General features: G+C 41.0%; 17 protein-coding genes and 1 pseudogene. 5 read left to right on the top strand and 13 right to left on the bottom strand.

Annotation, left to right across the window (positions count from 1 at the left end):
• Positions 1–38: 38 nt before the first annotated feature.
• Positions 39–488, bottom strand: a complete 450-nt coding sequence (locus tag PI95_RS26755) for a hypothetical protein (protein WP_163519224.1) — start codon at positions 486–488, stop codon at positions 39–41.
• A gap of 119 nt (positions 489–607) precedes the next feature.
• Here PI95_RS26755 and PI95_RS26750 point away from each other — a divergent pair, with 119 nt between their 5' ends.
• The 3 genes from PI95_RS26750 to PI95_RS26740 all read left to right on the top strand — a co-directional run bounded on the left by PI95_RS26750 (position 608) and on the right by PI95_RS26740 (position 1,819).
• The gene (locus tag PI95_RS26750) at positions 608–865 is read left to right on the top strand and encodes a 2TM domain-containing protein (RefSeq protein WP_039754747.1); all 258 of its coding nucleotides are present in this window, start codon (positions 608–610) and stop codon (positions 863–865) included.
• A 115-nt stretch (positions 866–980) separates the two neighbouring features.
• On the top strand, positions 981–1,289 hold the full coding sequence (locus PI95_RS26745; RefSeq protein WP_039754748.1) for a DUF3181 family protein: 309 nt from the start codon (positions 981–983) through the stop codon (positions 1,287–1,289).
• 320 nt (positions 1,290–1,609) lie between these two features.
• A complete protein-coding gene (locus tag PI95_RS26740) occupies positions 1,610–1,819 on the top strand; it encodes a hypothetical protein (protein ID WP_039754750.1) in 210 nt (69 codons plus the stop codon).
• A gap of 177 nt (positions 1,820–1,996) precedes the next feature.
• On the opposite strand, the gene PI95_RS26735 is transcribed toward PI95_RS26740, so the two are convergent.
• Positions 1,997–2,455, bottom strand: coding sequence for an ABA4-like family protein (locus tag PI95_RS26735; RefSeq protein ID WP_039754751.1), 459 nt, complete (start codon positions 2,453–2,455; stop codon positions 1,997–1,999).
• Positions 2,456–2,468: 13 nt separating this feature from the next.
• Between PI95_RS26735 and PI95_RS36990 the strand changes: the two genes are divergently transcribed.
• The gene (locus PI95_RS36990) at positions 2,469–2,594 is read left to right on the top strand and encodes a hypothetical protein (protein ID WP_268896830.1); all 126 of its coding nucleotides are present in this window, start codon (positions 2,469–2,471) and stop codon (positions 2,592–2,594) included.
• Between the two features lie 67 nt (positions 2,595–2,661).
• On the opposite strand, the gene cobW is transcribed toward PI95_RS36990, so the two are convergent.
• Positions 2,662–3,717, bottom strand: coding sequence for a cobalamin biosynthesis protein CobW (gene cobW, locus PI95_RS26730; RefSeq protein WP_039754753.1), 1,056 nt, complete (start codon positions 3,715–3,717; stop codon positions 2,662–2,664).
• Positions 3,718–4,277: 560 nt separating this feature from the next.
• Positions 4,278–4,466, bottom strand: a complete 189-nt coding sequence (locus PI95_RS26720) for a hypothetical protein (protein ID WP_039754754.1) — start codon at positions 4,464–4,466, stop codon at positions 4,278–4,280.
• A 58-nt stretch (positions 4,467–4,524) separates the two neighbouring features.
• Between PI95_RS26720 and PI95_RS26715 the strand changes: the two genes are divergently transcribed.
• Entirely contained in the window at positions 4,525–5,604 is a 1,080-nt protein-coding gene (locus PI95_RS26715; protein ID WP_039754755.1) for an RNA-guided endonuclease InsQ/TnpB family protein, read from the top strand.
• 132 nt (positions 5,605–5,736) lie between these two features.
• Here the strand turns inward: PI95_RS26715 and PI95_RS26710 are convergent.
• The 9 genes and pseudogenes from PI95_RS26710 to PI95_RS26675 form a co-directional block, all read right to left on the bottom strand.
• Positions 5,737–6,492 (bottom strand): annotated as a pseudogene (locus PI95_RS26710) (formylglycine-generating enzyme family protein).
• 124 nt (positions 6,493–6,616) lie between these two features.
• The gene (locus tag PI95_RS26705; protein WP_336507623.1) at positions 6,617–8,281 is read right to left on the bottom strand and encodes a glycosyltransferase; all 1,665 of its coding nucleotides are present in this window, start codon (positions 8,279–8,281) and stop codon (positions 6,617–6,619) included.
• A 77-nt stretch (positions 8,282–8,358) separates the two neighbouring features.
• Positions 8,359–9,183 carry an AAA family ATPase gene (locus PI95_RS26700; RefSeq protein ID WP_236117207.1) on the bottom strand — a complete coding sequence of 275 codons (825 nt, stop codon included), beginning with the start codon at positions 9,181–9,183 and terminating at the stop codon, positions 8,359–8,361.
• Entirely contained in the window at positions 9,171–9,371 is a 201-nt protein-coding gene (locus tag PI95_RS35350) for a hypothetical protein (protein WP_052325906.1), read from the bottom strand. The genes PI95_RS26700 and PI95_RS35350 overlap by 13 nt, the downstream gene beginning before the upstream one ends.
• Before the next feature lie 29 nt (positions 9,372–9,400).
• Positions 9,401–9,604 (bottom strand): hypothetical protein, encoded by a 204-nt coding sequence (locus tag PI95_RS26695; RefSeq protein ID WP_039754756.1) that lies wholly within the window; start codon positions 9,602–9,604, stop codon positions 9,401–9,403.
• Positions 9,605–9,607: 3 nt separating this feature from the next.
• Positions 9,608–9,763 carry a hypothetical protein gene (locus PI95_RS26690; protein ID WP_163519223.1) on the bottom strand — a complete coding sequence of 52 codons (156 nt, stop codon included), beginning with the start codon at positions 9,761–9,763 and terminating at the stop codon, positions 9,608–9,610.
• A 99-nt stretch (positions 9,764–9,862) separates the two neighbouring features.
• Positions 9,863–12,040, bottom strand: a complete 2,178-nt coding sequence (locus PI95_RS26685) for a caspase family protein (protein ID WP_163519222.1) — start codon at positions 12,038–12,040, stop codon at positions 9,863–9,865.
• A gap of 165 nt (positions 12,041–12,205) precedes the next feature.
• Positions 12,206–12,439 carry a hypothetical protein gene (locus PI95_RS26680; RefSeq protein ID WP_039754757.1) on the bottom strand — a complete coding sequence of 78 codons (234 nt, stop codon included), beginning with the start codon at positions 12,437–12,439 and terminating at the stop codon, positions 12,206–12,208.
• Positions 12,440–12,982: 543 nt separating this feature from the next.
• Complete coding sequence (locus tag PI95_RS26675) at positions 12,983–13,699, bottom strand: biliverdin-producing heme oxygenase (protein WP_039754759.1); 717 nt, start codon at positions 13,697–13,699, stop codon at positions 12,983–12,985.
• Positions 13,700–14,249 lie beyond the last annotated feature (550 nt).

The following is a 14,249-nucleotide window of genomic DNA, read 5'->3' as shown; positions in this document are numbered from 1 at the left end:
GCGATCGCCTCTATACGTTTTATGGTAAGCTGTCTGGATCAACACCAAGCCGATCGTAAATACGCTGCCAATTGTTCAGCGCGTTGGCGTTCTTGCTGTAACAACAATTCTGCTTGTTCAGCGCGTTGGGTTGCTTGTTCAGCGCGTTGGGTTGCTTGTTCAGCGCGTTGTTGTTCTTGCTGCTTCTGCTGTTCTTGTTCGATTGAGTTCAAAAATCTCTGTCCATCTGGACGGTAAGAACGGCGTTTACCTTTTGGTCTGCCAAAGACTACCATGACATCGGGTGCAGTGGGCGTAACTAACTGAGAACGGACGGGATACCAAAACAAATCGCCGGCAATAAAAACATCATCAAAGGCAGCCAAGAGAATCTCTAAATTTTCTTTGATAATGACTATCCAACGATATTGCTCAGTGTTGTCTGCCATTGGCTTGCCGTCACTGTCAGGAAATAAAATATCTTCATCAAGTTGTGAAAAGATAGTCATAGCCGTCAACTGAGCTTTTCTATGCTTTCATTATATTTGTTGGCAAGACAGCAATAACACCCATAAAAATCTTAGAATTAATCAGAAAGCAATTTTATTAAAATCTGTAACAAAAAATTATGCCTCCTCGTTGGCCTCGTCAACCCGATCGCAATGACCCAGATTACCGTAAGTTAGATGACAGAATGAACTTTGCCATGCATGTGGCGATTTTTGCGCCGATAAACTCTGGTTTGTGGTTTTTTCACAACTTCAAAGCAGCGACTTGGGAGTGGCTGCCTTGGTTAACAGTCGGTTGGTTGGTGGTATTGTTGGCGCATCTAATTTATATTAGTGCGATCGCCGATTACTCACAAACTCCACCAAAGTCCACCTGAAGACGGAATCAACAGCTAGGGCGATTGTATCTTGTGGCAGTAGAAAACGCTGTGATAATTAAGCAATAATGATAATTAGCTTGAGATTTCACGATCCTTATGTGGGGTCATTTGTATGGCTAAAACTAATACCACAGAAATACTAGAAGCCCTAGCAGCTGAAATAGGCGAAAATGTATATATAGATATTGCCAAGTGGCATCTTTTTCTATCAAATGCCAAACTGCACACCGTTGTTGCAGAAAAAATGTATCCTTTACTTACCTCTAAGTCCGTGAATGAAGACCAAGTAATAAAAGTCTTGGAATCCATTCCCGTAAAAATTGGCGGTGGCAAACGTGAACTTCCTTTAATTGATTTATTGCCGCTACAATGCCAAGTTAACCTTGTAGATATCTTGGAAAAATATCAGACCGAATTTTAACTTTCTTTTGCTTGTTGTCTGGTATGCCATGTTAAAACCCTCTATAAATAAAATAATTTTCTAGTGAGTTAATGGCAACACTACATTGATACCGACACAAGCATATATACGGTTGAAAAAATTAGTCGAATCAGCTTTTTAGCAAGCATTCACTAATACAATTTTGGATTGTGAATTAGGCTTGTAGTTGGTGTCGCTCGCCACTACAAACCAGTCCCGAATAAAAGGGAGTTGAAACAATTCAAGTAAGCGCAGAACCATGCGGGTTTATAATTAAACTTGTAATTAATTGTCAAGTCAATTTCAGGAGGCTAAGAAGAATGCTTTTACAAGTCAAAGATACTGGAACTTTGGTAGAAGTTCTCAAAATTGAGGAATTAATAGATCCTAATACTGATGTTATTCACGGAAAAGACCAAGAAGGTCAAGAAGAACAAGACCCTGAACCTATTAAAAAAGAAAACTTAGTTTTTCCATCAGGTGAAAGTATCCCACGTTGTTGGGTTGATGCCAACTATCAAAAAGCATAAGCTTCGTAAGTGGTATTAGCAATTTTGTGTGTTGCAATTGCTTTTATCGCGCTTTTTGTTGATGTAGAATACGCGCATCAAGGGCACAATCAACTTATTGTGCCCTCATACCAATTCTATGTGAGTCCAGTAGGGTGCGTTACGGCTTTAGCTATAGCGCACCCTACAATAACTTGATTAGCTGGCTTTTTCTGTTATCACCGCTTCATCAGAACTACCATCCAATCTCTTAGCAATCCAATAAGTAAAGATGTGAGAAAGCAATCCTAAAGGACCAGCAAACAAAGACAGTGCCAAAGAATGAATTGTCCAAATACCTGTTTTCTGTCCTTCCCAATATATCCAGCGACCAACGAATAAATCCATCACTAGAAAATGAATCCAACCTGTTGCAGCCGCTTTCTCATCCGCAAAAAATCGGGCGATATCTGCTAATTGAGGATTTGATAAAGCTTGGGCATTTTCTGGTGTAATGCTGCTAATAAATAAGTATAAATATACTCCAGCTAACGCTACAAAGGGTAAATATGATTCCATTACCCGTTGCGTTACTTTCCAGTTTGGCAGGAGTATCATCAATGCCCAAAAAGGTAAAACGAAAATATTAGCTATGTTGAAAATTTGAGAGATTGTCATAGTGAGAGGGGGGATGGGGGGACAAGGGGAGGACACTTCTGTGCGGGGGTGGAGGAGTAAGGAATGTGTCCGTGGACAAGGGGGACAAGGAGGACAAGGAGGACAAGGGAACAAGGGGACAAGGGGACAAGGGGAGTAATAACTCCTAACTCCTAACTGCTAACTTCTAACTCCTAATTCCTAACTCCTAATTCCTAACTCCTAACTCATAAAGCTACGAGTTGCGATTCTATTTCCGAGGATTTCAAGTCGCGACCGATGAAAACTAAGCGGGTTTGTCTTGCTTCTTCAGGTTGCCAAGGGCGATCGTAAAATTGATCGAATCGGGTTCCTACACCTTGCATGACTAAACGCATGGCTTTGTTAGGGACTGCGACAAAGCCTTTTATTCGGTATATCTCTTGCTGTTGTGCTAATGTTTGCAATTGAATAAGCAGTTTTTCTGGTTCAAAAGCGCGGTCTAAAATTACGTGAGTTGAGATAATTTCTTCGTCGTGTTCGTGTTCTTCTTCGGTGTCGTGATGACTGGGACGACTATCTAAATTGTCTTCGACGGCAGCGTTTAATCCTAATAATATAGATGGATCGAGTTTAGCGCGTAGGCGTAGCCCGCCGGAGGCATCGCTTTCCACAATCTTCACTACTCTCGGCAATTCTTGTTTTATAAACTCTTCAACTTGCGCTTTTGTCTCATCATCCACCAAATCGGTTTTATTCAACACCACTAAATCAGCACAAGCAAGTTGGTCTTCAAACAGTTCTTGCAATGGTGTTTCATGTTCTAAACTATCATCGGCTTGGCGTTGCGCTGCCACTGCTTCTGGGTCGCTGGCAAATGTGCCTGATGCTACCGCCGCACAATCCACTACCGTAATTACCGCATCGACTGTGGCGGCGTTGCGGATTTCTTGCCAGCGAAAAGCTTTGATTAACGGCTTTGGTAAGGCTAAACCAGAAGTTTCAATCAAAATACAATCGATGCGATCGCGACGCTTAATTAACTGCTGCATCGCCGGGTAAAATTCTTCCTGTACAGTGCAACATAAACAGCCGTTAGTTAATTCAAAAATATTACTATCTCCATCTTCGGGGCAAATTTCACAAGATTTCAACAATTCGCCATCAATCCCAAGTTCGCCAAATTCGTTAACTAAAACGGCGATGCGTCTACCTTGGTTGTTTTGTAGTAAATGGCGAATTAGGCTGGTTTTACCACTGCCTAAGAAGCCGGTAATCACGGTAACGGGGATTTTTGCTGCCATATTTTTACTTGATTTTCTCAGTACAGTAAATATTAAGATTTATGTAGGTAAGTACGCATTAATTAGTGTAGCTGCCGCTTTTTCTAAAGATACTTCCGCAACTGTACCAAATAACCGCCGTTGTGCGAACGCGCCATCAAGCAGCAAAAGTAAATTTGCAGCTAGTTCGCGGGAATTGCTTGCACCAGCTTTTTGAGCTAATTCAATCAGCTTTGATCGTACCGCTTCTTTGTGTTTGATAGAAACTTGATGTCCCGGATAATCTAATATAGTTATTTCATTTTTTTAACTAATTCTGGGGGTTTAAGTCCCCGCTTCTAAAAGCGGCAAGTTTTGTGTCAGGATCTAAATCTCCGTTACAAAACTTAATTACGTAGCTTGCTTCACTCGAAACGAGAAACCGCTAGCCTTGCGCCAACGCGTCTACGCTATGCGAGTATTACAAATTATTTTAATTATTTTTTAATCAATCTTAATATTTCTGTCAAAAAATTCGAGTCGCCTCATGGCGACAAAAGAGTTTGTTCTAAGCCGTTAATAGCATAGACAAGTCTAGACCTTCATTGACAATTATTGTCTACGTTTTCAATTAATTCATCAATAAATTCTCTTAACCGTTCTTTCCAGTCAGGGACGGTTTTTAGTTTTTCTTTGACGCCTTTCCGCACATTAAAACATACAGGCGATCTATCAAACGGTTCTTCGTTTAAAGGCAGTGCGCCTAATTTGTGTTTTTTTTGAAAAGTCATTGCAAATCACCATTTTATTGATATATTAATATATGTAGCATAACATCAAGGTCGAACAATGCTTTTATCCATCAAGACAAAGTTAAAACTAACACCCGAACAAAAAACCGTAATGAGCAAGCACGTAGGTATAGCGCGTTTTACTTATAACTGGGGTTTGGCGACTTGGAAAAACTTATATCAAGATGGATACAAGCCCAATAAGTTTCTTCTCAAGAAGTTCTTTAACAACGAAGTTAAAACAGCGTTGGAATGGATCAAAGAGAAAGGTATTTGCCAAAAGATTACTCAATATGCATTCGACCAATTAGGTGCAGCTTATGACCGATTTTTTAAAGGGTTAGGAGGATGTCCAAAGTTCAAAAGGAAAGGTCAAAATGACTCTTTTACTATAGACGCTGGCGGAAAGCCTATACCTGTAGGAGGTTTGCGTACCAAGCTACCAACTATTGGATGGGTGAAAACTTACGAGGGATTGCCTCATACAACGACTACCAAACTAACAATATCTCGGATAGCCGATGATTGGTATATTGCGTTTGCATATGAGGTTAAAACTGAGGTTACGCCAAAATACGTAGAGGTTGTAGGTGTAGATATTGGGGTGAAAGAACTAGCCACGTTAAGCACTGGCGTAGTGTTCCCCAACCCTAAAGCCTACAAGAAAAACATCCAAAAACTTAAGCGATTGTCTAAAGTTCACGCTAGAAAAGTTAAAGGTAGTAACAATCGTTATAAGTCAAAGATTAAGTTAGCTTTGCATCATGCCAAAGTGTCAAATATCCGCAAGGATTCGCTTCACAAAATAACCAATCACTTATGCAAAAACCACGCTGTGATAGTGATTGAAGATTTGAATGTCTCAGGCATGATGCAAAATCATAAGCTTGCTCAATCAATAGCGGATTGCGGATTTTATGAGTTCAAAAGACAGCTTGAATACAAGTCCAAGAAGTTTGTCAGCAAGCTAGTTTTAGCGGATAAATGGTATCCATCATCTAAAACCTGTAGTAATTGTGGCTGCAAGAAAGAATCCCTGTTGTTAAGTGAACGTGTTTACTCATGCGAGCATTGCGGACACGTAATGGACAGAGACTTGAATGCCGCAATTAATTTATCGCGTCTGGCTAAGGCGTGAATGCTTTCTGAGGGCTAACCGCTCCCATGCTCCCTGTGAAGAAAGAAGTAAATGTCTAGATTTGTCTAGTTTTTATATAGCAGAAAAAAAGAACAAGTGCAAAGGGCAAAAGAACTAAAGTATAAAGGGCTACTAAATAATTCTCCCAACCGCGCAGACAACACGAAAACCAACATAGTCGTAGAAGACGACGCGCTCCGCCCAATAGGTGTTGCTGCGGGACGCAGAACGGCAGTTTTCAGGATTGTTGTACCAGGAACCGCCACGCAGCACGGCATATCCTTGGTTTTGAGAAAGGTTATCATTATTATCAAGTCAAGGACTGCCATCTGTTGGCGCTCCCTCATAGTTATCGTGCCAATCGTCTAGACACCATTCCCATACCTGACCGTGCATATCATATAACCCAAAGGCGTTAGCTACTTGAAAGCTCCCTACAACTGTAGTTTCTTCTCGATATGTTCCTTTCACACCAGCGCCATAAGTAGAGTTAGCATCATAGTTGGCTAACTCTGATGTAATTGTCTCGCCAAAATGGAATGGTGTTGTTGTTCCGGCTCTACAGGCATATTCCCATTCGGCTTCGCTGGGGAGACGGTATTGTCTTTTAGTGTAGGAAGTAAGGCGATCGCAAAATTCAACCGCATCATACCAGGACACTTGCTCAACGGGGCGATTTGCACCTTTAAAATAAGATGGGTCAGGTTCAAGTTCTCGGTTAACTTGCGGTAGTGCTGCTACTGCTTGCCACTGTGCTTGGGTGACTGGGTATTTGCCGATGCAAAATTGCTTAATGTCTACTAAATGCTGAGGGCTTTCTGAGTCACTACGTTCTAGTTCATCTTCTGGTGAACCCATCATGAAGCTGCCACCAGGAATCAGCACCATTTGTAGCGAAATTCCCTTGCCCAAGTTTTCTACGTAGTATTGGGCTGTCTTTTGTGTACGGTTTATAACTATTTTTGGCATTTATTTCTTATTAATGTTTTCTAATAATGACGGGTCAGTATTTTTACTTTGAGGCTGGCTGTAAAATTTCGGTGTAGAGTTCGCTGAGTTGAGCTGCTATGGCATCCCAGCTAAACTTGCTAACTACACGCTTTCTGCCAGCTTTACCTAATTCATCTCGCCACTCTGCATTGACAATAATTCGGTCGATTGCAGCTGCAAAGGCAGCAACATCTTGGGGTGGTACTAACAAACCTGTTTCTTGGGAAACCACAGTAAACTGAAGTCCACCGACATCACTTGCTACTACTGGTGTACTGCAAGCCATCGCTTCAATCGCTACCAATCCAAACGGTTCGTAGTGACTGGGAACAACGCAAACATCAGCAGCTGCGTAATAAGTTGGCAGAATTTCTTGGCTCAGGCGACCGGGGAAAGTGGTAATATCGCTTATTCCCAATTCTTTGACAATGCTTTCGATGCGATCGCGTTCGATGCGATCGCTATTACCTGGAGTGCTACCACCACCAATAATTAGTTGCAAGTTTTCCTTTCCGCGCAACTTAGACTCAGCTACTGCACGCACCAAGGTTTCTATACCTTTGCGTGGGTCAAAACGTCCTACATACAACACAACTTGGGCTTCTGGGTCAATTCCCAACTGTAATCTAGCTGTTTGTCGGTCAATCGAGCCAAATCGCTGAATATCCGTACCGCAAGGAATGATATCAATACTGCCTTTGGTGGAAACGAGCGATCGCATGTGTTGCTTTTCTTGCGGACTTGTAGCCACAATCCGTTCTGCTGTTTCCAAAACTTCTTTTTCCACCACCAATCGCTGACTAGCAATGAAAGGAATATTTTCTATCGTGTTGTATTCAACTGCTCCCAAAAAGTGGTAGGTATGAACTTGTTTGCTTCCTTGAATTTTCTTCAACTGCATTCCTACCCAGCTAGACAGCCAGTAGTTTGTGTGAATTAAGTCATATTTAAAGCCGTTTTCTGCTTGAAACTGAAGAAAATTCTCTATAAATTCTGGCAAATACTCAAAAAGATTATCACGCGGTACAAACTCAAGTTCACCAGCTTGTAAACGAATTGTTCGACAATTTACGCTATGTTGCACAACCGACTCTTGCTTCGCACTTACTTTGCGGGTAAACATATCAACTTGCCATCCTAGGTTAGCTAATGCTTCACCTAGGTGACGGACATAAATATCTTGTCCTGCTGTTTCTCCTGTCCCGATCTTAGTTGATGCAGGGTCTCCCTCAACTGATATTAAAGCTATTCTCTGTATCTGGATTGAGGTGAAGCGTGTATCATCCTCAATCGAGATAGTTGCTACTTCAAATGTAAACTCTTGAACTGAAGGAAAAGCTTCTTCACTTGTTACAAACCTACCACGAAAATCTATTTTGCCCTCATCTGGGTATTGCAACCATCCTTCAAATAACTTTCCTGTCTGATTCTCTTCCCAAAAATAACTATTTTCACTATTTACTTGAAAAGTGATACTAGCAGCAGTTTGATTATCATCAAAACTCCAAGATAGTGTTTGTCCTTGCACTTTTAAATTTTGAATTACTGCCAAACCAAACCGAGAACGAAATTGTACCTCACCCTGTGGAGAAATTAATAAATGCTCTGGTTCTGATTCTCTTTGCCAAGTACCAGTTTCTCCACCCCATTTGACTGCACAGAAATATTCTCCAGCATATTCAAAAATACAATTTACCCCTACAACAACAGATCCAATATTAGCTTCCGCTGTTGGTCCATTAGGACGATCTATTTTCCACCAACCTAAAGCATCTTCGCTATTATATGCCTGAGCATAGCTGAAAATTTAGCTTTATTTCTCTCATTATCAAGAAAATCTTCGCCCAAATGAGCTTTCACAATTTCTGTGAGTGCTGCTTGATTTGGATCTGGCATTCTCACCCTTAAACAGCGTCTTTTGAAAGCAGGAGGAAAATCCCTTTCGCCATTGCTGGTCATGACAATGATTGGAAAAGCATAGCAAGAAACTCGTCCCCCCGCAATTGTGGCTCTGATATCCTTATCTTCGGTATATACAGTAAAGGATATTTTGGGATCTGAATTTTGCTGATTATCTTGAGAACGACGAACTAATTCGGGTATTTCAAATTCTCCCTCCTCAAAAAGATTCAATAAATCATTGGGTAGATTAATATCACTTTTATCAATTTCATCAATTAACAAGACTCTGGGTAACAAAGATGGTAAAAAAGCTGTACCAACTGAACCAAGCTTAATATATTCACCAATATCTTGTTCTTCAGTCTGTTTTGGCTCTTTTTCCTGAGTACTCTTTTTCTCAAAATTGGTATCTTGGAGACGAGCGATCGCATCATAGCGATATAACCCATCCTGTAGGGTAGAACGGGCATTAATTGCCCAAGATAATACCGGACCTAAACCGAGTTCATAAGCGATCGCATAAGCTAGAGAGGTTTTTCCTGAACCGGGATTACCTGTCACCAGTAGAGGACGACGTAAATAAATCGCTGCATTAACCGCATTAATTACATTGCCTGCTTCTGATGCGATACGGAAATTTTCACCTCTTCTAATGTCTCGTTTTTTATTTTGTACTAATAATTGCAAGTTTTCCAACGAGGATCTATATCTTCTCCTTTGCCATTTTTCTCTAAAGGTACATCTGAGCGATCGCCAAATTGTCGCCAAGGTGGTGGTTCTAATTTACTTAATCGTTGTGTTGCAGCTTCATTTTTCTTGCCATTACCAGAAAATAACCGCCAATTGGTATCTGGTTGTTGTTCTGAGTTTGTCATAATTTACCTCTTAGTACAATAAATCGTTCTTAATTGCTTCCCTGTAATCGATTATTTCCCTTCAAAGATGTGGTTAAATTATAAGGAATTAAATCGGGGCGATCGCAGATAAATCCCAGATGATATCCAATATATTTTTTTGCTTCATCACCCTCCTCATCATGAGCATCTTGTCTTAGTTTCTGAATTCTCTGAAATATTTCACTTAAATCCTTGAAAGACTTAATATGCAAAATTTATTTGATTTTTTTCTCAATAGTTTCAATAGTGTGATTTTTACCATCAATATCACATAACTTATCTGGATAACGACGACTCCATAGAGAAACAGGAACACCACTGTCAACAAAATTATAAAAGTAATCAGAATATTCTTCTTTGTCTTCATCCAAAGGCAATTCATCAATTATGTTTATTGAATAAAAACTCTCTATTTTCCATTTGGTACATAGCTTTTTAAAATTATATTTTTGATTTAATAATGTTAAATTTTAACATTTATATTCTACAATTTTCTCACTCTTTTCTTGCTCCAAAAAGGACTTTATTGCATTCAAAACTATCAAATGCTCGTTGTATAATTCCTTCTCTTGATATCTCTCTAAGCAACGTACAGTAAATTGATATTTATATACCAAAAGAATAGGTTTAGATTTATCTTGAGTTCTCGAATTTTTTCTTTTTTCCGCTCTAGTAGATATTTCTAATAGTTCAAAAGTTTTTCCCAAATAATCAGAAGGAACAAATAACTGGTCTACCTCCTCCACTTTTTGTTGATTAAGAGGTGGCAAAATTAACCATTGAAAGTTAGCAATTCCACGGGTAACAAATAATTTCAAGGTTTCTTCTGATTGTTGATTTCCATCAGGTACTTGAAAATGAAGGCGCGTTAAAGTCTGTTGCCCCTGTTGCAGCGAATAGAAAGCTCCCCTATCCCCTTCAATGGGACTTTGAGAAATTTTCCACCATGTTGGCTCAAAATTCAAGATCGCAACGTTAAGAGGTTCGTCGGAAATATTCTTAAGCCTAACATAAGCGCGATCGCCCGATTTCAAAGAGATGTTATTCGGATCGGGAAAAGGCTGTTTTTCGTCGTCATCGAGTAATTCATACTCGATCGCGTTGGTTAACTCAGAAGCAGGATTATCTAAAGCTTGTGCAGTTTGATATTTCCCTAAGTGTACTAAGCGTTTAACCACCTCAGCAGGAGACTCAGCATCATCAATACTTAAAGCGGGATTTAAATTTTTGATCGGAGTACCGCTAGAAATTTCATACTCTCCCTCTCTACCGATCGCAACTTGATAATGTGCTTCTTCCTCATTACCTTGAACTTCTGTTAACCAACCATTACGCTGCATCTTCTGTCGCACTTTTTCCAAAGCTGCTGCTTGTTTGTCAGCTAACTCCTGTGGTAATTGGTATTCCTTATTTCCCACTTCTTTGAGATGCAAACGAACCCGATGTTTAAGATCGAGTGGTGCTGATTCCATCACCGCAGGTAATCCCGGTTGAATCTGATTAATAACTGCTGCAACGCCACTTTCTTCAACCGATAGGATTTTAGCAGTAGAGGTAGAAGCTTGTAACTCCGTAACCTCAGCCACAGCAAGGCGTTTCTGCTTATCAGTAAAATCACTCCCCACAGGATAGAGCGCAAATTGGGTTCCTCTGCTTAATCCTTGCGCCATTCCCCCATCTAAAGTTACTTTTCCTGGAGCAACCTTAATCACCGTCAAACTATACTGTACTGGCTTGATTTGATCGCCAAACACTAGGCGATCGCCTTCCCCTAATAACATCGGTAATTGACTGGGGTATTTACTTTGGATCTTTCCTTTTAGGCGATCGTACAAAACTTGATAGGTTAAACCCCCAGGTACACTGGTCAGGGTGTCAATCATCCAGTAAGTCAATGCCCCATTGGGATCTTTTCCGTCAAATCGCCCTTCATTGGCAACTTCAGATGGACGACAAGCACCCAAGAAAACATATTCTCTCTGGTTCGGCAACCAACCTTCTTTTTTACTGTTTTGAGTTATAATCCGCCAATTCTCCACCAACTCATCTCGGTTAGCTACAACACTATCTTTGGGTCTGTCTTTTGTATCTGGCTCCCCATCCCGCGAACCCCGAATCTCGCCATCGTTTCGCGTTGCGCCCCCGGAATGACAACTATCAAAAATTACGGTTACAATTAGCCCTTTCCCTTGATCGGGAGCATCAGTCATTCGTTTGAGTAGAGTAGCAATTTCTACATCCCGCAGATAATAACCATCATTACCCAGATCCATCGGCGCTAGGCTTTCATCATACTGTCCCTCTCCCTTCAACTCTGGAAAAATAGTGTTTACTCGTCCGCCATGCCCAGAATAGTGGATGTAGACTAAATCTCCCTTTTTTGCCCTTTCAGTAATGCTTTTAAAAGCGTTGACAATATTTTGATAGGTTGGGGGCATTTCCCCCCGTGCTGATCTGACATCTGCCAGGGAATTCGTATCCGGCAAAGGAGAGGTCAATCGAGTTATTTGTTCTGTCGGAATTTTCAGCGATTTCTCTAGATAATCTGCTACCTTGTCAATATCTCGCACAGCCCCTTTTAAGTTTCCGTAGTAGGGATTTGGTTGATAATAATCAATGCCGATCAGTAAAGCGTAGAAATTAGCCATTATTGTTTATTTAGAGGTTTATTTGAAGAAAAAATTGGATTCCTGCTTTGGATACATCCTGAATATCCTATTTTTCGGATTTTCAGGCAATGTCAGTAAATCGCAAAGTTTTCGCTTTTCTCCAATTAACTACAAATTTTGGTCTGGCTATGATTCACAATTTGCTCATTCAGCAGGTAAAATCACATTAATCCCTGGTGAATTAACTAAGTTTTCAGAAATCCTCACCCCTTTCAAAAACTCTATTTGCTGCGGTGTAACCTGCTTTACCTCAAGCGTACCAGGTAGAAACTGTAACCTAAATATGTCCACCCACATAAAATTTATATCTGCGTTGTAGGCACATGCCTTGTCTTCAGGGCGATCGCCTATCATCCAAATGTCCGAAGCATCAGTCAAGTCGCTTCTCTTTCACTTCTTCGCTGCGCGGTAAGCGAACGCATGTGCGTGTCGCAGACAAGCTATGCCGTTCGCGCAGCGTCTCCCTTTAGGAGAAGGCTTTACGCTCCAATTAAAAATTCACGCATTCAGCCATTCGTCGAGGATGCGATTAGATGCCTGCGGCAACGCTACGCGAACGCTCGTAACCTCCGCTCTAACTTTCCGCAAAATTCAAAAAAAGATAAACAGTGGGGGCAAGAAAGCGCCACTCTTTAAAGACCACTGATTTTTAATTCAGTGTTTGCAAGAACCCAGAATTAATTAATTAAAAATTATTTCTTTCTACGTGAATTTTGAATGCGTGAATTTTGAATTCAAAAAAGGTCAAAAGCTTGAATTTACGTAGGGGACCCTTCATGAATTGCCCCCACAAGACTTTAGCGGTGCGCTCATTCCTATAATTAATAGTGTAGGGGCGACTTCTTTGCGATCGCCTTATTCAACTAAGACAATCTCAAAAATGTCGCCCCTAAAATTTACAAAAGTACTAGATAATCGTGTTTACTCAGCAGTAGCCAATTCTGTACTACCACGAGTGCGACGCCGTGTCAAACTATTAAACAGCATCAAACCGATCGCTTTAATCAAATTGCCTTCTAACTCTTGGAACATCTTCATGTTCATCCCAAAAGCCGCGTTTGCTTCATCGACAATGCGATCGGCAGTTGCATCATCAATCGGCAACTCATCCACAGCGGAACGATATTTCGCTTTAAAAGCTTTCTCGTCCGGAATGTCTCCAAACTCATAAAAAGCAGTACCTTGCCCATCAGTCAGGTTCATCCCCGTTACCGCGATGTTTTTCAGAATTTGTCCTCCTGATAAATCACCAAGATAACGTGTGTAAGAATGAGCGATTAACAATTCCGGTTCTTTTGCCGATATTTCTCGAATGCGCTGTACGTAAGCTTCACCTGCCGGGGATAATTGAATTTGCTCGCGCCAGTTAGCACCATAATAATAAGCCAAGTCTTGCTCTAGGCTATGCTTGCGGTTTAGCTGCGGAAAGTTAATTTTGGAAACAATCGGATGATTGCGATGCTTTTCTATCTCTTCTTCCATCGCTGAATAGATGAAGTAGAAGTTGCCGACTAGCTTCCGGTAGGAGTTTTTTTCTACCACTCCTTTTAAAAAGCACTTGACAAAACCGACATTCTCTGCCATTGTGTGGGCTTTTTTAGTGCCTACACGCAATTTGGTTGCTAAATTGCTGCTCATACTAAATTTCTCAACTTTAAAAGGTCAACTGCCAAAGTCTTGATTTACCGACGGCGAAAAAGCTACTAAAAGCCTAGAGTAAAGCTAATTGATGAGAATTTTCATTAAAATTTCTTAAGTCGTAATATTTTGTATTATTTGACACGGCAAATTCTCTAGTAAACAGCAGCTATTTCCGGCATTATTTTAAAATTTGTTTCAATTAACTAAATTTTGTCTGAATTATGAGTTGGGCATTGGGCATTGGGCATTGGGCATAGGTTTGGCTGTGCGTTGCGGTGAGACCAGCGAGAAAGGGAGGGGAGCCACTGCGTTGGACGGGTTCCCCGGCAGACGCGCATGTGGCGTTTTCCCTCGTGCCGGCAAGGAGCGAACCCGCTCGTGAGGTCACGAACGTTGTAGCACCTGCCGTCCGAAGGGCATTGGGCATTGGGGAGGGTAGGGGAACCCCACCCTTGGGCTGAACCTGGACAAAAATGGACAGCCTTGTTTACTAGATCTTCAACACCCCACGACATTTTCGGATGAAGGCTGTCCATTTTTGTCTATT

This window comes from Hassallia byssoidea VB512170 (assembly GCF_000817785.2).
GTDB lineage: Bacteria > Cyanobacteriota > Cyanobacteriia > Cyanobacteriales > Nostocaceae > Hassallia > Hassallia carrinoi.
This window is presented reverse-complemented; position numbering and strand designations above follow the sequence as displayed.